Source organism: Pseudomonas sp. GL_103, assembly GCF_057835175.1.
In genome coordinates this window covers 1,649,268-1,668,847 of the sequence record NZ_CM174420.1, presented here as the reverse complement: position 1 = coordinate 1,668,847, position 19,580 = coordinate 1,649,268, and the positions used below count along the sequence as shown (strand labels likewise).

General features: G+C 60.1%; 14 protein-coding genes. 7 read left to right on the top strand and 7 right to left on the bottom strand.

The window, feature by feature from the left end; genetic code table 11:
- Positions 1-303 precede the first annotated feature (303 nt).
- Both AC3IP0_RS07575 and AC3IP0_RS07570 read right to left on the bottom strand, forming a co-directional pair.
- Positions 304-903, bottom strand: coding sequence for an FMN-dependent NADH-azoreductase (locus AC3IP0_RS07575; protein WP_489318785.1), 600 nt, complete (start codon positions 901-903; stop codon positions 304-306).
- A 164-nt stretch (positions 904-1,067) separates the two neighbouring features.
- Positions 1,068-1,382: a 3-phosphoglycerate kinase gene (locus tag AC3IP0_RS07570; RefSeq protein ID WP_102671256.1), complete on the bottom strand. Its 315-nt coding sequence runs from the start codon at positions 1,380-1,382 to the stop codon at positions 1,068-1,070.
- A 49-nt stretch (positions 1,383-1,431) separates the two neighbouring features.
- Between AC3IP0_RS07570 and AC3IP0_RS07565 the strand changes: the two genes are divergently transcribed.
- The 5 genes from AC3IP0_RS07565 (at position 1,432) to aqpZ (ending at position 6,659) form a co-directional block, all read left to right on the top strand.
- Complete coding sequence (locus AC3IP0_RS07565; protein WP_007972479.1) at positions 1,432-2,355, top strand: PA3225 family LysR-type transcriptional regulator; 924 nt, start codon at positions 1,432-1,434, stop codon at positions 2,353-2,355.
- A gap of 14 nt (positions 2,356-2,369) precedes the next feature.
- A complete protein-coding gene (locus tag AC3IP0_RS07560; RefSeq protein WP_489318784.1) occupies positions 2,370-3,173 on the top strand; it encodes an alpha/beta fold hydrolase in 804 nt (267 codons plus the stop codon).
- 3 nt (positions 3,174-3,176) lie between these two features.
- The gene (locus AC3IP0_RS07555; RefSeq protein ID WP_489327092.1) at positions 3,177-3,734 is read left to right on the top strand and encodes a peptidylprolyl isomerase; all 558 of its coding nucleotides are present in this window, start codon (positions 3,177-3,179) and stop codon (positions 3,732-3,734) included.
- Positions 3,735-3,828: 94 nt separating this feature from the next.
- Positions 3,829-5,661 (top strand): ABC transporter ATP-binding protein, encoded by a 1,833-nt coding sequence (locus AC3IP0_RS07550; protein ID WP_489327091.1) that lies wholly within the window; start codon positions 3,829-3,831, stop codon positions 5,659-5,661.
- Between the two features lie 299 nt (positions 5,662-5,960).
- Positions 5,961-6,659 (top strand): aquaporin Z, encoded by a 699-nt coding sequence (aqpZ, locus tag AC3IP0_RS07545; protein WP_489318781.1) that lies wholly within the window; start codon positions 5,961-5,963, stop codon positions 6,657-6,659.
- Between the two features lie 11 nt (positions 6,660-6,670).
- Here the strand turns inward: aqpZ and AC3IP0_RS07540 are convergent, their stop codons facing one another.
- Positions 6,671-7,795 (bottom strand): GNAT family N-acetyltransferase, encoded by a 1,125-nt coding sequence (locus AC3IP0_RS07540; RefSeq protein WP_489327090.1) that lies wholly within the window; start codon positions 7,793-7,795, stop codon positions 6,671-6,673.
- Positions 7,796-8,075: 280 nt separating this feature from the next.
- Between AC3IP0_RS07540 and AC3IP0_RS07535 the strand changes: the two genes are divergently transcribed.
- The gene (locus AC3IP0_RS07535) at positions 8,076-9,407 is read left to right on the top strand and encodes a putative porin (RefSeq protein WP_489318779.1); all 1,332 of its coding nucleotides are present in this window, start codon (positions 8,076-8,078) and stop codon (positions 9,405-9,407) included.
- 242 nt (positions 9,408-9,649) lie between these two features.
- Here the strand turns inward: AC3IP0_RS07535 and AC3IP0_RS07530 are convergent, their stop codons facing one another.
- The 3 genes from AC3IP0_RS07530 to aceK form a co-directional block, all read right to left on the bottom strand.
- Positions 9,650-10,771: a beta-ketoacyl-ACP synthase III gene (locus AC3IP0_RS07530; RefSeq protein WP_489327089.1), complete on the bottom strand. Its 1,122-nt coding sequence runs from the start codon at positions 10,769-10,771 to the stop codon at positions 9,650-9,652.
- Between the two features lie 353 nt (positions 10,772-11,124).
- Entirely contained in the window at positions 11,125-15,036 is a 3,912-nt protein-coding gene (gene hrpA / locus AC3IP0_RS07525) for an ATP-dependent RNA helicase HrpA (protein WP_489327088.1), read from the bottom strand.
- Positions 15,037-15,215: 179 nt separating this feature from the next.
- The gene (gene aceK / locus AC3IP0_RS07520) at positions 15,216-16,934 is read right to left on the bottom strand and encodes a bifunctional isocitrate dehydrogenase kinase/phosphatase (protein ID WP_489318776.1); all 1,719 of its coding nucleotides are present in this window, start codon (positions 16,932-16,934) and stop codon (positions 15,216-15,218) included.
- A 159-nt stretch (positions 16,935-17,093) separates the two neighbouring features.
- On the opposite strand from aceK, the gene AC3IP0_RS07515 reads away from it, so the two are divergent.
- Positions 17,094-18,002 (top strand): DMT family transporter, encoded by a 909-nt coding sequence (locus tag AC3IP0_RS07515; RefSeq protein WP_489318775.1) that lies wholly within the window; start codon positions 17,094-17,096, stop codon positions 18,000-18,002.
- Positions 18,003-18,093: 91 nt separating this feature from the next.
- Here AC3IP0_RS07515 and AC3IP0_RS07510 read toward each other — a convergent pair whose 3' ends face one another.
- On the bottom strand, positions 18,094-18,957 hold the full coding sequence (locus AC3IP0_RS07510; protein WP_489318774.1) for a DMT family transporter: 864 nt from the start codon (positions 18,955-18,957) through the stop codon (positions 18,094-18,096).
- Positions 18,958-19,580 lie beyond the last annotated feature (623 nt).

Genomic DNA, 19,580 nt, shown 5'->3' with positions numbered 1-19,580 from the left:
CGCGATCCCCGAAAGCTGTCGGAAAACACGCAAAAACCTGTGGGAGCGAGCTTGCTCGCGATAGCGGTGGATCAGTCAACATCATTGTCGACTGACACTCCGTCATCGCGAGCAAGCTCGCTCCCACAGGTTTTTTAGGTGCCTGTTAAATCGCAGGCAAAAAAAGCCCGATCTCGCTAAAGCGTTCAATCGGGCCAGGGCACTCAGGAGCAACCAGTGCGAAGGGAGGTTCGATGCGCGTACAGGCTTGAAGGGTTGCGCCAGGTCACTAGACCATCCAGCGATTATCTGGCGATTAACCGGTCAGGCCACTTGCGAAAGCCTGGCGTTCGCCTGGTTCAGGCCTTTCTCCTGGAAGTCACCGCCCAGGTTCATGCCTTCGGCGTGGATGAACGTCACGTCGTGGATGCCGATGAAGCCCATGACCTGGCGCAGGTACGGTTCCTGGTGATCGGCGGTGCTGCCGGCATAGATGCCGCCGCGAGCCGTCAACACATAGGCACGCTTGCCGCTGAGCAGGCCTTGCGGACCGGTTTCGGTGTACTTGAAGGTCACGCCGGCACGCAGCACGTGGTCGAGCCAGGCTTTCAGGGTGCTGGGGATCGCAAAGTTGTACATGGGCGCGGCCATGACCAGTACATCGGCGGCGAGCAATTCGTCGGTCAACTGGTTGGAGCGTTCCAGGGACGCCTGTTCGATGTCGCTGCGCTGCTCGGCGGGCTTCATCCAGCCACCCAGCAGGTTGATGTCCAGGTGCGGCACCGGCTTGACGGCCAGGTCCCGGACGGTGATCTGGTCATTCGGGTGAGCGGCTTTCCACTGGCTGATGAAGGTCTGGGTCAGCTGACGGGAAACCGAGTCTTGCTGACGGGCACTGCTTTCGATGATCAGAACGCGGGACATGGGATGTAGCCTCCATCTGAGAATGCTTCAGGTCGATGGAGTGAAGGTTAAACAGAGTCATATCGATGAAAAAGCGCAAATAACTGGTATAACCCATCAAGAAATTCGTTTATAAGCAAACCATGCCCCTGTGGGAGCGAGCCTGCCCCCACAGGAGACTGCTGTCATTTCGGGGTGCAGGTCAGCTCGATGCGCAATTTGATGATGTTGCGGCTGAATTTGGCCGTGGCGTTTTTGTGTTTGCCGGCCGGTACATCGAGCTTGCGAGTGCGAGGGGCTTCCGGGCCATTGCTGAAAACCGCCTTGCAGCTCGCATCGACGTCGCCGTAGTTGGCGACCCGGATGGAGCCGATATCGCTATCGGTGTCGAAGGTTTCGTAGTCGATCTTCATTCCGTTGAGGTTCTTCTGCACATCAATCGGATAAGCAAACGCCGTCAGCGGCAGCAGCGCCAGCAGCACACAACAGAATTTTTTCATTCAGCAGCCTCCAATAAGGGCTGCCAGCTTAGGACAAGAGGAGCTCAACATGAAAGCGCCCCGCGTGACCCTCGATCAATGGCGAACGCTGCAGGCCGTGGTCGATCACGGTGGTTTCGCCCAGGCCGCCGAGGCGCTGCATCGCTCGCAATCTTCAGTCAGCTACACCGTGGCCCGCATGCAGGATCAGCTCGGCGTGCCATTGCTGCGCATCGACGGACGCAAAGCCGTGCTGACCGAAGCCGGCGGGGTGCTGTTGCGCCGTTCCCGGCAACTGGTGAAACAGGCCAGTCAACTCGAAGACCTGGCCCATCACATGGAGCAGGGCTGGGAAGCCGAAGTGCGCCTGGTGGTCGATGCCGCTTACCCAAGCGCCCGCCTCGTCCGCGCCTTGACCGCGTTCATGCCGCAAAGCCGTGGCTGCCGGGTGCGCCTGCGTGAGGAAGTGCTGTCGGGGGTGGAGGAAGTCCTGCTCGAAGGCGTGGCCGACCTGGCCATCACCGGGTTCAGCATTCCCGGTTACCTGGGCGCGGAATTGAGCGACGTCGAATTCGTCGCGGTCGCCCACCCGGAACATCCCCTGCACCGCCTCAACCGCGAACTGAGCTTCCAGGACCTGGAAAGCCAGATGCAAGTGGTGATCCGCGACTCGGGCCGCCAGCAACCACGGGACGTCGGCTGGCTCGGTGCCGAACAGCGCTGGACCGTCGGCAGCCTGGCCACCGCCGCGACCTTCGTCAGCAGCGGCCTGGGTTTTGCCTGGCTGCCCAGGCACTTGATCGAACGGGAACTCAAGGAAGGCACGCTCAAGCTGCTACCGTTGGATCAGGGCGGCAGCCGTAACCCGAGCTTTTACCTGTATTCGAACAAGGACAAACCGCTCGGGCCGGCCACGCAGATTCTCATCGAACTGCTGCGTACGTTTGACACCGCACCACTGGACGCACCGTTCGCCGCCCCCGAACAAGCCTGACACGGAGTGTATGCATGGCCTATTTCGAACACGAAGGTTGCAACCTGCACTATGAGGAATATGGCCACGGCACGCCGCTGCTGCTGGTCCATGGCCTGGGCTCCAGTACGCTGGACTGGGAAAAACAGATACCGGCACTTGCTACCCGCTACCGGGTGATCGTCCCCGATGTGCGCGGTCACGGCCGTTCGGACAAACCCCGGGAGCGCTACAGCATTGCCGGATTCAGCGCTGACCTGATTGCACTGATCGAACACCTCAATCTCGGTCCGGCACACTATGTCGGCCTGTCCATGGGCGGCATGATCGGCTTCCAACTGGGCGTGGATCAGCCGCAACTGCTCAGGAGCCTGTGCATCGTCAACAGCGCCCCCGAGGTCAAGCTGCGCAGCCGCGATGACTACTGGCAGTGGCTCAAGCGCTGGAGCCTGATGCGCGCCCTTAGCCTGGGCACCATCGGCAAGGCACTGGGCGGCAAGCTGTTCCCGAAACCCGAGCAGGCCGACTTGCGACAAAAGATGGCCGAACGCTGGGCAAAAAACGACAAACATGCTTATCTCGCCAGCTTCAATGCCATTGTCGGCTGGGGGGTCCAGGAACGACTTTCAAAGGTCACCTGTCCAACCCTCATCGTCAGCGCCGACCGTGACTACACACCGGTGGCGCTGAAGGAAAACTACGTAAAACTGCTGCCCGACGCGCGGCTGGTGGTGATCGCCGATTCACGCCACGCCACGCCGCTGGACCAGCCGGAACACTTCAACCAAACACTGCTGGAGTTTCTGGCCGCAGTCGACACCACCACTCAGGATCACTGACCCATGCTGAAAAAAATCGCCCTCGCCGCAGGCACCGTCCTGTTTGCCGCCAACCTGATGGCCGCGACGCAGGAAAAGGCACCACATGTGCTACTGGAAACCACCAACGGCCAGATCGAAATCGAACTGGACCCGGTCAAGGCCCCGATCAGCACCAAGAACTTCCTTGAGTACGTCGACAAAGGTTTCTACAACAACACGATTTTCCACCGGGTGATCCCGGGCTTCATGGTCCAGGGCGGCGGATTCACTCAACAGATGCAGCAAAAAGACACTAACGCACCGATCAAGAACGAATCGAAAAACGGCCTGCATAACGTGCGTGGCACCTTGTCCATGGCCCGTACCTCGGTGCCTGACTCAGCCACCAGCCAGTTCTTCATCAACGTCAAGGACAACGACTTCCTTGACCAGGGCGACGGCTACGCGGTGTTCGGCAAAGTGGTCAAAGGCATGGACGTGGTGGACATCATCGTCAACTCGCCAACCACCGTCCGTGGCGGCATGAAAGACGTGCCGGCGGACCCGGTGTTCATCAAGTCGGCCAAGCGCATCGACTGAGACTAAGCTGGACAAGGATGTCCGAGCCGTTGCCGGTGTTTGCCGGCAACGCTCAAAACGTTAAAAGGAGAGCCCGTACGCGGGCGAATAACCAATGCTTTATCGCCGCTTTGAAAAACTGATCGATGTTTTCCGTGAAGCACCGACGGCGTCTCCGCCGGACCGGGTTTTCCCTTTCTACACTTATTACCTCAAGCAGGTCTGGCCGAGCTTCGCCGCCCTGCTGATCGTCGGCCTGATTGGTGCATTGATCGAGGTGGCGTTGTTCAGCTACCTGAGCCGCATCATCGACCTGGCCCAGGGCACGCCGAACGTCAGTCTGTTCCAGGATCATGCCCTCGAACTGACCTGGATGGTGGTGGTTGCGCTGGTGCTGCGCCCGATTTTTGTCGGCCTGCATGACCTGCTCGTGCACCAGACCCTGAGCCCCAGCATGACCAGCATGATCCGCTGGCAGAACCACAGCTACGTGCTCAAGCAGAGCCTGAATTTCTTCCAGAACGACTTCGCCGGGCGCATCGCCCAACGCATCATGCAAACCGGCAACTCACTGCGCGATTCCGCCGTGCAGGCCGTGGATGCGTTGTGGCATGTGCTGATCTACGCCATCAGTTCGCTGGTGCTGTTCGCCGAAGCCGACTGGCGCCTGATAATCCCGCTGCTGACGTGGATCTTCGCCTTCATCGGCGCCCTCTGCTACTTCGTGCCACGGGTCAAGGATCGCTCGGTGGTGGCGTCCGATGCGCGCTCCAAACTCATGGGGCGGATTGTCGACGGCTACACCAACATCACCACCCTGAAGCTGTTCGCCCACACCAACTTCGAGCAGCAATACGCCCGCGAAGCCATCAAGGAACAGACCGAGAAGGCACAACTGGCCGGCCGCGTGGTCACCAGCATGGACGTGGTCATCACCAGCATGAACGGCCTGCTGATCGTCTGCACCACCGGCCTGGCCCTGTGGTTGTGGACGCAGTCGTTGATCAGCGTCGGGGCGATTGCCCTGGCCACCGGCCTGGTGATCCGCATCGTCAACATGTCCGGCTGGATCATGTGGGTGGTGACCGGCATCTTCGAAAACATCGGCATGGTGCAGGACGGTCTGCAGACCATTTCGCAACCGGTCAGCGTCACCGACCGCGACCAGGCCAAACCCCTGGCGGTGGCCCGTGGCGAAGTGCGCTTCGAACAGGTGGATTTCCACTACGGCAAGCAGAGCGGGATCATCGGCGACCTCAACCTGACCATCAAGGCTGGCGAGAAAATCGGCCTGATCGGCCCGTCCGGTGCCGGCAAATCGACCCTGGTGAACCTGCTGCTGCGCCTGTACGACGTCGAAGGCGGACGCATCCAGATAGACGGCCAGAACATCGCCGACGTGAGCCAGGAAAGCCTGCGCGAACGCATCGGCATGATCACCCAGGACACTTCGCTGCTGCACCGCTCGATCCGCGACAACCTGCTGTACGGCAAACCCGACGCCACCGACGCGCAACTCTGGGAAGCGGTGCACAAGGCCCGGGCTGACGGTTTCATTCCTTCGCTGTCGGACGCTGAAGGCCGCACCGGTTTCGATGCCCACGTCGGTGAGCGCGGGGTGAAACTCTCCGGCGGCCAGCGCCAGCGCATCGCCATTGCCCGTGTGTTGCTCAAGGACGCGCCGATCCTGATCATGGACGAGGCCACCTCGGCACTGGATTCGGAAGTCGAAGCGGCGATCCAGGAAAGTCTCGAAACCCTGATGCAGGGAAAAACCGTGATCGCCATCGCTCACCGACTCTCGACCATCGCCCGGATGGACCGGCTGGTGGTGCTGGAAGACGGCAAGATCGCCGAAACCGGAACCCATGCCGAGCTGCTCGCCCATGGCGGTTTGTATGCACGGTTGTGGCAACACCAGACCGGTGGGTTTGTCGGGATCGATTGATCCCCTGAACAACACACCAATCCCTGTGGGAGCGAGCTTGCTCGCGATGACGGAGTGTCAGTCGACAGTAATGTCGTCTGGTCCACCGCTATCGCGAGCAAGCTCGCTCCCACAGGGATAAGCGCCATACCGAAGATCGAATTAACCGCCAGGCCCCGTCAACAACGGGGCCTGGCGGTTTTTATGCCTGCTGGAATTCTGAAAAAACCGTGCTGTACTCACTCCAACGTTCTGGAGATGGTTCTGCAGTCCATCGGCTGGATGCTAAAGGCAGCATAATCTCGAAAGGGCACTCTCTTATGTCTCTGTTAAAACGTTCGGCTACAGAGTTGGTAGGTACGTTCTGGCTGGTGTTGGGTGGTTGCGGCAGTGCGGTGTTGGCCGCGGCTTTTCCGGAGGTGGGGATCGGTCTGCTCGGGGTGTCCTTCGCGTTTGGCCTGACCGTGCTGACCATGGCTTTCGCCATCGGCCATATTTCCGGCTGTCATCTCAATCCCGCGGTATCCCTCGGCCTGGTGGTGGGCGGGCGATTTCCGGCCAAGGAATTGCCGGCCTACATCGTTGCCCAGGTCATTGGCGGCGTGATTGCAGCCGCCCTGCTGTACTTCATTGCCAGCGGCAAACCCGGTTTCGAACTGGCGGGAGGCCTGGCGTCCAACGGCTACGGCGAACACTCCCCCGGCGGCTACTCGATGGCGGCAGGGTTTGTCTGTGAACTGGTGATGACCGCGATGTTCATCCTGATCATCCTCGGCGCCACCGACAAACGTGCACCGGCAGGACTGGCGCCGATTGCCATCGGCCTGGGGCTGACACTGATCCACCTGATCTCGATCCCGGTCACCAACACCTCGGTCAACCCGGCGCGCAGCACCGGCCCGGCGCTGATCGTCGGCGGCTGGGCGATTCAACAACTGTGGATGTTCTGGGTCGCACCGCTACTCGGCGCAGCGGTCGGCGGCGTGCTGTATCGCTGGCTGGGCAAGGAAGAAAGCTGAAACGCTGAAGATCAGCCTTGTCGATAAGGCAAGGCTGACTTCGCCTCCTCTGCATAAGACAGCACCCCCAACCGCTCCTGCTCCAGAAAGTCTTTCACCGCAGCCTTCAACCCCGGATGCCGCAAGTAGTGCCAGGAATGGGTAATGACTGGCTCGAATCCGCGAATCAGTTTGTGCTCGCCCTGGGCCCCCGCATCAAAACGCTGGAAACCGTTGGCAATGGCATAGTCCATGCCCTGGTAGAAACAGGTCTCGAAATGCAGGCGATCGAACTCTGCCAGGCATCCCCAGTAACGCCCATAAAAGCTGTCGCCCCCCACCAGACTGAACGCCATCGCCACCGGCCGTGAACCTTGCCTGGCCAGCACCACGCGAATCGACTCCGGCATGCGCTCGGCCAACAGACTGAAAAACTCCCGCGTCAGATACGGCGCTTGCCGGCGCACCGCGTAGGTATTGGCGTAGCAGGCATAGACGAAATCCCATTGCGCCTGGCTCAGTTCCCGCCCCTCCAACCATTCGAAATCGAAGCCCTGCCCGGCCACCTGCTCGCGCTCCTTGCGCATCTGTTTGCGCTTGCGCGAACTGAGCACGTCGAGGAAGTCCTGGAAATCCCGGTAGCCGCGATTCTGCCAGTGATATTGACAGCCAACGCGCTGCAGCCAGCCGGGTTGCTCGCTCAGTGCCGCGTCGGTGAACGGATCGGTGAAATTGATGTGCGCGCTGGAGAGCCCTTCAAGCTCAAGGTAGCCCGGCAGGCTTTTCAATAACTCGAAACCGTCTTCGACCGTGGCCGCCAACAGCCGCGGCCCGGTGACCGGACTGAACGGCACCGCGCTCAACAGCTTGGGGTAGTAGTCGATGCCGGCGCGTTCACAGGCATCGGCCCAGGCGTGATCGAACACGTACTCGCCATAGGAATGCCACTTGCGATAACCGGGCAGCGCGGCGATCAAACGCTCACCTTCCACATGTAATAAATGCTCGGGCTGCCAGCCGGTATGGGGTCCGACGCTGCCGCTGTCTTCCAGTGCGCTCAAAAAGGCGTGACGCAGAAAAGGCTGAGTCTCGGGCACCAGCGCGTCCCACGTCTGCGGGGCGATTTCTGACAGTTTTTGCAGGCGTTGCAACGGCATCACCATCCTCACTCTTCATGGCGTGAAAGCCCCGCGAGTATCGCCTATCGCTCTGTAATGCACACGGGCAAAACGACGACAGTGCTCTAACTCAATAGTTCACGGCGACTTTGTATCGTCATCGACATGACATCACATTGCCACCGCTCTGTAATAAACCATCGCGATACTGGCGCCTGTTTTTAGAGCGCCGGGTTATACCCGGCCACAGTTTTCCGCCCCTTATGGTCGGTTGTGTCCCGGATGGCTCTGTCATCCCCTCTCATCTTCGGAGATTGATATGCGTCTTGCTTCCACGAAAACTGCGGCGGCCTTGTGCGGTGGCCTGTTGCTGGCCATGAGTGTTCCGGCCAGTGCCGCAGTCGACGCCAAACTGCTCGACATGCTCAAGGCTAACGGCTCGATCACCAACGCGCAGTACAGCGAACTGCAAGCCGAGCTGGCCAGGGATCAGAAAGACCAGCAGATCGCCCGTCAGGCTCAGCAAGAGACCAACGAGCAAATCGCGGCCACCGCGAAGAAAACCGACACACTGAGCGCTTTCGACCAGAAACTTGCCTGGGCTGCCAAGACACAGTTCAAGGGCGACGTGCGCTTCCGTCAGGAAACCGTGCACAACGATGGCGTGCCGAACAACAAAGACCAGGATCGTCAGCGCATTCGTGCCCGCCTGGGTGCCTACACCGAAATCAACCCGCAGGTCGACACCGGTATCCGTATTGCCACCGGCAACAACGACGACGCTCGCTCCACCAACCAGAGCCTGGACAACTACTTCGACAAGAAGCAGATCTGGCTGGACCAGGGCTACGTCGACTACCACCCGGACGCGATCAAGAACCTGCACCTGGTTGGCGGCAAGATGCCGCAACAATGGGTGAGCATGGGCGACATCATCTGGGATAGCGATATCAGTCCGGAAGGTCTGGCCGTCACCTACAAGTATCCGCTGAGCGGCAGCACCGAGCTGTTCGGTAGCGCCGGTCACTACACCCTCAAGGACAACGTCGATGGTGAAGGCGTGCAGTTCAAGCACGACCTGCGCCTGTATGCTGGCCAGTTGGGTGGTCGCTTCGCCATCACCGACAGCATGAAAATGACCTTGGGCGGCAGTCTCTACGCCTACGACAACGATGACAGCAGCGCCTGCCCTACCAGCGGCACCGTCACCACGCCATGCGCACTGGCCGTCAACGGCAACAGCCCGGGCGAACAGTTCAAACTGTACGAAGGCTTTGGCCAGCTGGACTTCTCCAACCTGCCAGTACCGCTGTCGCTGTACGGTCAGTACGTCAACAACGCCGATGCCAGCAACGACCAGGACACTGGCTGGTTGGCCGGTGTCAAGACCAAGCTTTATGGCTTCGGCGTGGACTACAACTACCGCGACGTGCAGCGTAACTCTGTGGTTGGCGCCTTCACCGACTCCGACTTCGCCAACGGCTTCACCGGTTCGCGCGGCAGCAAGCTGAAAGTGAGCTACGAGCTGGACAAGAACTTCACCTTGGGTGCGACCTACTACATGGCGACCTCGGACCAGACCAACGCCAACATCAAGAAAACCGATTCGGACATCAACACCCTGCAACTGGATGCCGAAGCGAAGTTCTGATTCACCCCGCTACACGACTCGGGCAAGGATGCCTGAGCCCCTTTTACAGCCTGGCGTTGATGTATCGGTCCCCATCATCCTCCGATGCATCAGCGCGAGACTGTTTTCTCTCCCGCAATAACCTCCCGCAAAAAAAATCGCAGCCTTCGGCAGCTCCTACGCTGACCGGATTCATCGCGATATCACGTTGAAATCCTGTCCCGTAGGAGCTGCCGCAGGCTGCGATCTTTTAAGCCGCAGACTCAGCGCTTGCGCAGCAACACGCTACCAATCGAATAACCGGCACCGAACGAACTGAGCACGGCCAGCGAACCGGCAGCCAGATCGTCCTGGTTCTTGTGGAACGCAATCACGGAACCGGCGGAACTGGTATTGGCGTAGGTGTCGAGAATCACCGGCGCTTCCTGTTCGGTGGCGTCGCGACCCAGCAGTTTCTTGACGATCAGGTGGTTCATGCTGAGGTTGGCCTGGTGCAGCCAGAAGCGCTTCACGTCGCTGACGTTGAGCTGGTTCTCTTGCAGATGCTCACCGATCAGCTCGGCAACCAGCGGGCAGACTTCCTTGAACACCTTGCGGCCTTCCTGCACGAACAGTTTGTCCTTGGCACCGATGCCCTCTTCCGCCGCGCGGTTGAGGAAGCCGAAGTTGTTGCGGATGTTGTTGGAGAACTTGGTCAGCAGCTTGGTGCTGACGATGTCGAACTGGTACTTGGACGTCGCCAGGTCGGCACGCTCGATGATCACTGCGGTGGCAGCGTCGCCAAAGATGAAATGGCTGTCGCGGTCACGGAAGTTCAGGTGGCCGGTGCAGACTTCCGGGTTGACCATCAGGATGGCCCGGGCTTGGCCCTGTTGCACGCTGTTGGCGGCGGTCTGGATGCCGAAGGTTGCGGACGAGCACGCCACGTTCATGTCGAAACCGAAACCCTGGATGCCAAGCGCTTCCTGGACTTCGATGGCAATGGCCGGGTAGGCGCGCTGAAGGTTGGAGCAGGCGACGATCACGCCATCAATGTCCGCGGCGGTTTTGCCGGCGCGCTGCAAGGCTTGTTCGGCGGCGCCAATGGCCATCTGGCACAGAACCGACCACTCGTCGTTGGAGCGCTCCGGCAGGCGTGGAGCCATGCGTTGCGGGTCGAGGATGCCTTCCTTGTCCATGACAAAGCGGCTCTTGATGCCGGAGGCTTTTTCGATGAACGCGGCGCTCGACTCGGTCAATGCTTCGACTTCACCGCGCGCAATGGCATCGGCGTTGTCGGCGTTGAATTGCGCGACGTAAGTATTGAAAGACTGCACCAGCTCTTCATTGGAAATGCTGTTGGCCGGGGTGTACAGGCCGGTGCCGCTGATGACGACGTTATGCATGGTCGTGTCTCTAATCTGTTCAGGCAGAAAGCATTGGCACCGTCGTACCAATACACAAAGGGTCTATTCCCGTCCGAGGACGCAAACCTGGCATCGCTTTATTCCGACCTGCCCGAGACCGTGAAGGCTCAAAACCGCGGGGCCGGCGTTTATAGGCGCGAAGTTTGCCATAAACCTAGGGTTTTGGCCCCTTTTTGCTGGATAACCCACCAATTCCGATACCACACAATCTCTGTAGGAGCTGCCGAAGGCTGCGATCTTTCGATTTTTAAAACCAAGATCAACAGATCGCAGCCTTCGGCAGCTCCTACAGTAGATCCCAGTGGATCATGGGAGTCGCGAAGTAGTCGGGATCAGGGCTCGACCTGGCTCCACTGCTTGTTCAATCGCTTGTCAGAGATAGGCACCTTGGTCCCCAGTTGCTGCGCAAACAGAGAAACCCGGTATTCCTCCAGCCACCAGCGATACAACTCCAGCTGCGGATCGCGCTTGCCTTCCTGGGCGTGTTTGTTGGCGCGGGTCTGGTATTGCGTCCACAGGCCGGACAACTCGCCACTCCATACCCGGTCGCGCTGCACCTGGGCAGCGATTTTTTCAAAGCGCTGTTCGATCGCCTTGAGGTAACGCGGCAATTCCTTGAGCCACTGCATCGGCGTTTCCCGGACAAACCCCGGATACACCAGGTGGCTGAGCTGCTGTTTTATGTCGTTCAGGGCCACGGCTTGCGCCAGGTCGATCTTGCCCTTGAAGCGTTTTTGCAGACCATGCCAGAGCTTGAGAATTTCCAGGGTCAGCTTCGCCACTCGCTCGGCGTGCTCGGTCCAGGCGCCACGTTTGCGCTCGGCCAGGGACGCCAGACCTGCGCCGTCACGGGGCAACGGGTTTTCGCCTTCAAGGATGCAGCTGTCGAGACTGGCCAGCAGAATGTCTTCCACCAGCGCATCGACGCGTCCCATGTCGCGGTACAGCAGGCCCAATTCAGTCAGGCCCGGTAACTTGCCACGCAGGAACTTGGCAGGTTCGGCCAGTTGCTGCATCAGCAAGCGTTGCAACGCGCGGCGATGCTGGAACTCGGCCTCGGCCGGGGTCGAGAAACGCCCTTCCTTGACCGTCCCGGCCTCTTCCACCAGCGCCGGGTAGACCGTCATCGACAGCCCGGCGATCTTCTGCTGGGTTTTCTCGGCCACGGCGGCGAACACTTTCGGCTCCACCGGCTGCTGGCTCTTCGCGGTTTGCGGCACTGCCAATGCTGCCTGGCTGGCCTCGGCGAAACGCGCAGTCAGTTCGGCCAGATCGCGACCTTCACCGAGGAACTTGCCCTGGGCGTCGACGATTTCCAGATTCATGCGCAGATGGCTTTCGACCTGCTGCGCGGCTTCGGCCCAGGCTTCATCGCTGACGCGGGCACCGGTCATGCGCAGCAGCTCGCGGCCCAACGCCTGGGGCAGCGAGTCCTCGGCGAAGGTCATGCGTTGCAACGCCGCTTTGACGAAGTCCGGCACCGGCACGAAATTCTTGCGCAAGGCCTTGGGCAGGTTGCGCACCAGGGCAATGCACTTGGCTTCGATGACTCCCGGCACTAGCCATTCCAGGCGTTCCGGCGGCAGCATCGGCAACAGCGGTGCCGGCACGCGCAAGGTCACGCCGTCCCGAGGATGGTTCGGTTCGAAGTGGTAGCTGAGGGCCAATTCCAGATCGCCGATATGCAGCGTATCCGGGTAATGCTGGGCGGTGACTTCGCTGGCTTCACGGGCCAGCACGTCCTCTTCGCGCATGATCAGCAGTTGCGGATCTTTCTGGCTGTTGATCCGGTACCAACTGTCGAAGGTGGCGGTCTGGTGGATCTCCGCCGGCAGTCGCGCGTCGTAGAAGGCGTACAGGGTTTCTTCGTCGGCGAGGATATCGCGACGACGGGCCTTGGCTTCCAGTTCGTCGAGCTGTTCCAGCAATTGCTTGTTGGCCGTCAGGCACTTGGCATTGGACTGAATCTCGCCGCGCACCAGCGCTTCGCGGATGAACAACTCGCGGGACACCACCGGATCGACCGGGCCGTAATGTACCGGCCGGCGCCCGACCACGATCAACCCGAACAGAGTGATCTGCTCGAAGGCTACGACCTGGCCGCGCTTCTTCTCCCAGTGGGGTTCGAAATGGTTTTTCTTGATCAGGTGCCCGGCCAGCGGCTCGATCCAGTCGGAGTCGATCTTGGCGACCATTCGCGCATAAAGCTTGGTGGTTTCCACCAGTTCGGCAGTCATCAGCCATTGCGGGCGCTTCTTGCCGATGCCCGAGGACGGGTGAATCCAGAAGCGCCGCTGACGCGCACCGAGGTAGTCGCCGTCTTCGGTTTTCTGGCCGATCTGACTGAGCAATCCCACCAGCACCGCTTTGTGCAGTTTCGGATAGTCCGCCGGTTCTTTATTGAGGCTCAACTGCATGTCGCGGCAGATCAGGCTCAATTGGCGATGGGAGTCGCGCCACTCGCGCAGGCGCAGGTAATTAAGAAAATTCTTGCGGCACCAGTTACGCAGCGGACTGGCAGTCAGCGCCTGGCGCTGCTCTTCGAAACCGCGCCACAGATTGACCAACCCGGCGAAGTCCGAGTCAGCGTCTTTCCACTGGGCGTGAGCCTGATCCGCCGCTTGCTGACGCTCCGGCGGACGTTCGCGCGGGTCCTGGATCGACATGGCGCTGGCGACGATCAGCACTTCCTGCAAGCTGCCGAGCTTCGCCGCTTCGAGCAGCATGCGGCCCATGCGCGGGTCCACCGGCAGCCGCGCCAATTGGCGACCGAGCGGCGTCAGCTCACTGTTGCGGTCCACCGCCGAGAGTTCTTGCAGCAGGTTGTACCCGTCGCTGATGGCCTTGCCATCCGGCGGCTCGATGAACGGGAACGCGCTGACCTCGCCGAGGCGCAGGTGCAGCATCTGCAAGATGACCGCCGCGAGGTTGGTGCGCAGGATTTCCGGATCGGTAAATTCCGGGCGACCGAGGAAGTCCTCTTCGCTGTACAGGCGTACACAGATGCCCGGTTCGACCCGTCCGCACCGGCCTTTACGCTGGTTGGCGCTGGCCTGGGAAACCGCTTCGATCGGCAGGCGCTGGACCTTGGCCCGGTAGCTGTAACGGCTGATGCGCGCGGTGCCACTGTCGATCACGTAGCGAATGCCCGGCACGGTCAGCGAGGTTTCCGCGACGTTGGTCGCCAACACCACACGACGCCCAGGGTGCGACTGGAAAATCCGCTGTTGTTCGGCCGGCGACAAGCGCGCGTACAACGGCAGGATTTCGGTGTGCTTGAGCTGGGCCTTGCGCAGCATGTCGGCGGCGTCGCGAATCTCGCGTTCACCGGGCAGGAACACCAGCACGTCACCGGGACTGCGGCGTTCACTGCGCTCATAGGCGGCGATTTCATCGAGGGTGGCGAGGATCGCCTGATCCACCGTCAGGTCGTCCTCGACGCGGTTGCCCTCTTCGTCCTGCTCAAGCGTCAGCGGGCGATACCAGGTGTCCACCGGGTAGGTACGGCCGGACACCTCGACAATCGGCGCGTCATCGAAGTGCTTGGAGAAACGCTCCAGATCGATGGTCGCCGAAGTGATGATGACCTTCAGGTCGGGACGACGCGGCAGCAGGGTTTTCAGGTAGCCGAGCAGGAAGTCGATGTTGAGGCTGCGTTCGTGGGCTTCGTCGACGATGATCGTGTCGTAGCGTTCCAGGTAGCGGTCGTTCTGGGTTTCCGCCAGCAGGATGCCGTCGGTCATCAACTTGATCAGGGTGCTGGAATCGCTCTGATCCTCGAAGCGCACCTGATAGCCGACCAGCGCGCCCAGCGGAGTGCCGAGTTCTTCGGCGACCCGGCTGGCGACGCTGCGCGCAGCGATCCGGCGTGGCTGGGTGTGGCCGATCAAGCCATGCTGGCCGCGACCGATTTCCAGACAGATCTTGGGCAACTGGGTGGTTTTACCCGAACCGGTTTCGCCGGCGATGATCAGCACCTGGTGCTTTTCCAGCGCCCTCTTGATTTCGTCGCGCTTGGCGGCGATCGGCAGGCTGTCGTCGTAACGAATCACCGGCAGGCTGGCCTTGCGCGCCAGCACCTGCTCGCAGGACGCCTGCATCCGCGTCACCCACTGGCCCAGCCTGGCCTCGTCGGGTTTCTTGCGCAGCTCAAGCAACTGCCGCCGCAGCCGGTGGCGGTCGGCGAGCATGGCGTGATCGAGGTTTTTCAGCAGTTTGTCGATGGAGGGCGATTCGTCGGTCATCGGGTACGCAATTCAGTCGTCTAGTGGCGCAAGGGTGCGGATTGTCGCAGATTTTACGACCGCTGCGCGGCCGATCGCGAGCAAGCTCGCTCCCACACTGGATCTACAGCGACCACAAAATCGGGGCACACCGCAGTCAAATGTGGGAGCGAGCTTGCTCGCGATGGCGTCGGTGAGAACTACTCGTTGTCCAAACCTTTACGCCGATACGGAAACACATCAATCACCTTCCCCGCCCGAATCGCTTCCTGCAGGCTCTTCCAGTAATCGGCGTTGTACAACTCGCCATGCAACTGATCGAACAACTTGCGTTGCCCGAAATCGGCAAACAGGAATGGCGGAAACTCTTCCGGGAACACGTCCAGCGGCCCGATCGAATACCACGGTTCGGATGCCATTTCGTCTTCCGGGGTGCGCGGTAGCGGGATGTGGCGGAAGTTGGCCTCGGTGAGGAAGCAGATCTCGTCGTAGTCGTAGAACACCACGCGACCGTGACGGGTGACTCCGAAGTTCTTGAGCAGCATGTCGCCGGGAAAGATGTTGGCCGCCGCCAGTTGCTTGATCGCCAGCCCGTAGTCTTCCAGGGCCTCGCGCACCTGCGCCTCGTTGGCGTTTTCCAGGTAGAGGTTCAGCGGGGTCATGCGGCGCTCGGTCCAGCAGTGACGGATCAGCACCGTGTCACCTTCCACCGACACCGTGGAGGACGCGACTTCCAATAGTTCCTCCAGGCACGCCGGATCGAACTTGCTCAGCGGAAAACGGAAATCGGCGAACTCCTGGGTATCGGCCATGCGCCCGACCCGGTCGACGCTTTTCACCAGGCGGTACTTCTCGATCACCGTGGCACGGTCGACGTTTTTCGACGGCGAGAAACGATCCTTGATGATTTTGAACACGGTGTTGAAACCCGGCAGGGTGAACACGCTCATCACCATGCCGCGCACACCGGGGGCCATGATGAACTGGTCGTCGGTGTTGGCCAGGTGATTGATCAGCGCCCGGTAGAACTCCGACTTGCCGTGCTTGTAGAAGCCGATCGAGGTGTACAGCTCGGCAATGTGCTTGCCCGGCAGGATACGCCGCAGGAAGCCGATGAACTCCGCCGGCACCGGCACATCCACCATGAAATACGAACGGGTGAACGAGAAGATGATCGATACGTCCGCCTCATCGGTGATCAGCGCATCGATCTGGATGCCGCGACCTTCGAGGTGCAGCAATGGAATCGCCAGCGGCCATTGCTCGTCGGCGGTGTAGATGCGCCCCACCAGGTACGCGCCTTTATTACGGTACAGCACCGAGGAAAACAGCTCGACGCTCAGCTCCGGGTCCTTGCACACCCAATCCGGCAGGTTCTCGCGCAGTTGCGCTTCGAGGCGCTTCAGGTCACCGGCCAGGTCGGCGTAATCCTCGCTGAAGCGGTAGTCGGCGAAGATGCTGGAGAGCATCGCCGACAATTGGCCTTGCGGCTTGTAGGTGCGGGTTTGTGCGGCCCGGGCACGGCGCAGGCTCGGCCGGGTGGTGTGGATGAACATGCAGCCATCGCTGATCAGGTCATGGCTGAACAGCCCGCAGAAGATCGAGTTGTACCAGGTCTCGGACAGTTCATCGTCGAAGCGCAGGTCGATCAGGCTGATGTAGGCGCTCTTGACCAGCGGCCAGCAGCTGACGTCCAGGGTGTCGGCGTCAAACGCGGTGCGCAGTCGCTCTACCGTTTCACCGACCTTGTCTTCGTACAGGTTGATCCGTGCCGCCGACGCCGTCTGCGTTTCCTGCCACTTGGCCTGCTCGAAGCGGGCCCGGGCGCCGTCGGTGATCTGGCGAAAATGCTCGCGGTAATCGTCAAAGCCATCGAGGATCAAGCGGGCGATATCGGCGGCTGGCCATTGCTGCGGCATGGTGAGACCTCTGCGGGAATTCAGGAGGCTTGAGCTTAGCCAGTGAACCGGGTGCAGGAGAAGCGTAATTTTCCGGGTGAATTAAATGCCCGGTTTTCGGTTGCCATCGATCACACACTCAGCAACACTTTCGCCCCTCCCCCAAGGAAGGACCGCGCTGTGAACCCCGTCGATATTTTCCGTTTACTGTCCCTGGCGGCCATTTGGGGTGCGAGTTTTCTGTTCATGCGCATCATCGCACCGGTGATTGGCAGCATTCCAACCGCTTTTTTCCGTGTATCGATAGCCGCTGCCGGACTGCTGGTGATTCTCGGCCTGATGCGCATCAGTTGGGATTTCAAGGGCAAACTCAAGACCGTGATGCTGCTCGGGGTGATCAACTCCGGCATCCCGGCAACGCTTTATTCGGTGGCCGCGCAGGTGCTACCTGCCGGTTACTCGTCGATTTTCAACGCCACGACCCCCTTGATGGGTGTGCTGATTGGCGGCCTGTTTTTCCATGAAAGGCTCACTGGCGCCAAACTCGGCGGCGTGTTCCTGGGACTGTTCGGCGTGGGCGTGCTGACCCGTGCCGGCCCAGTGGCGTTCGACATGCAACTGCTGATGGGTGCCGTCGCCTGCCTGCTCGCGACCACCTGCTACGGATTTGCGGGGTTTCTGGCCCGTCGCTGGCTCGATCAGGCTGGTGGTCTCGACAGCCGTTTGTCGGCACTGGGCAGCATGCTCGGCGCGACGTTGTTCCTGCTACCGCTGTTCGGCTTCAGCGTGATCAGCCAGCCACCCGCGACCTGGGGCGGCTGGAGTGTCTGGCTCTCGTTGCTGGGGTTGGGCCTGGGATGCACGGCGTTTGCGTACATTGTTTACTTCCGGCTCCTGAGCTCGATTGGTCCGGTGAAATCGATGACTACGACCTTTTTGATCCCGCTGTTCGGCGTGTTGTGGGGGGCGTTGTTTCTCGATGAGCCGCTGTCGATGGCGCATATCTATGGCGGGTTGTTGATTGCGCTGGCGTTGTGGTTGGTGTTGAAGCCGGCTGCTGTGAAACCGGGCTTGCTGGCTGACCGGTAGAACTGTTGCGTTGCGGATGACGCCTTCGCAGGCCGAGCACGCGCTGGCCAAATGAAAAAGGCCCGGAGTATTGCTCCAGGCCTTCTCGGGTTTATGCAGGTTTACGGAACACAAACACCAGACCGACGATGATCAACAGCATACCGAACAAGCTCAACATCGCCAGGCGATTGCCGAAGATCAGATAGTCCATCACCACCGTGACCGCCGGCACCAGGTAAAACAGGCTGGTGACATTCACCAGATTGCCCCGGGCGATCAAGCGGTAGAGCAACAGCGTCGCCAGCACCGACACCACCAGCCCCATCCACAGCACCGGCAGGATGAAGCCGCTGCTGTGCTCGAAGTGAAACGGCTGGAAGGGTACGAAAATCCCGCACAACAACAGTCCGGCCAGATACTGCACCGGCAGTGTGCCGAGAGGGTTGTCGGTGATGCGTTTCTGCATGATCGAACCGAACGTCATGCTCGCCAGCGCCAGCAGACCGAAAAGCATCCCGGCCAGCGACATCCCGGCCAGCCCGATGCCCTGATAGACCACCATGACCAACCCGGTCAGCCCCAGGGCCAGACCGAACATCCGGCTCCAGGAACGCTGGCGCTCCATGAGCACCACGGTGAGGATCGGCTGCACGCCCATGATGGTCGCCAACACCCCGGGCGTGACTTTAAGGTTCAAGGCCAGCAGATAAAAAATCTGATACGCCCCCAACAACACCACGCCGGTGGCCATCGCAAACAGCATCGGTTTGCCGCCCTTGGGCAACTTCAGCTTGAGCAACGGCACCAGCAACACCAGACCGCATAGGGCGATGACGAAACGAAACATCAGAAAGGCGAAAGGCGACGCGTGGGCCAGCCCCCATTTGGAGAAAATCGCCCCGCTGCTCCACAGCAGAACGAACAGGCTCGTGGACGCCGCCGCGAGCGCGGACTTTTTCGAAAGGACAAACATGAAGACCACCTGTAGTCAGGCAAAAAGCCAACTCAGCAAAAAGCTGAAATTCAGTCGTTTTTTTCAGGCGGGCGCTTTTTCAGACGTGCTTGGGAACAGCACAAAGCAGCTGATCAGCCCGAAATGCCAACGCTTGGCGGTGAGACCACCGCGCACACTGGCGTGCGACTGACAGGAGGGGGGTAATGACTGATCTGCCCGGGCTGCTGTTTCCCGCACGGCACGACGCCAGCGTTGACCGCTGAATCGACTACCGCGTTGATGAGGGATGCAGGCATTGGGCTGATCTTTTTCAGGAGTAGAAAAGCAGGTCATGAACCTGCCGAGGGCTGACTATAACCAGCGCTGCACAAGAATGGCAAAGGATTACTGCGTGACACGGCTTTGTAGTGCAGGCACGTAAACTTTCAATGAATCAATGTCGCAACTTGTGATTTAATTGCTAAACAAATCGAAAACACTCGATAACACATAGTAATCAGAATACAAAAAAGCAAAATCAACATTTTGCGACAAGGAAGATATCCAGTGGCAAACCCCGATCTTCTTGGCCTCGATGCCCCGGTTGTATGGGATACGCAGCAGGCCTTTGTCCATCTCAATCGACTCAAACAAGCTGACAC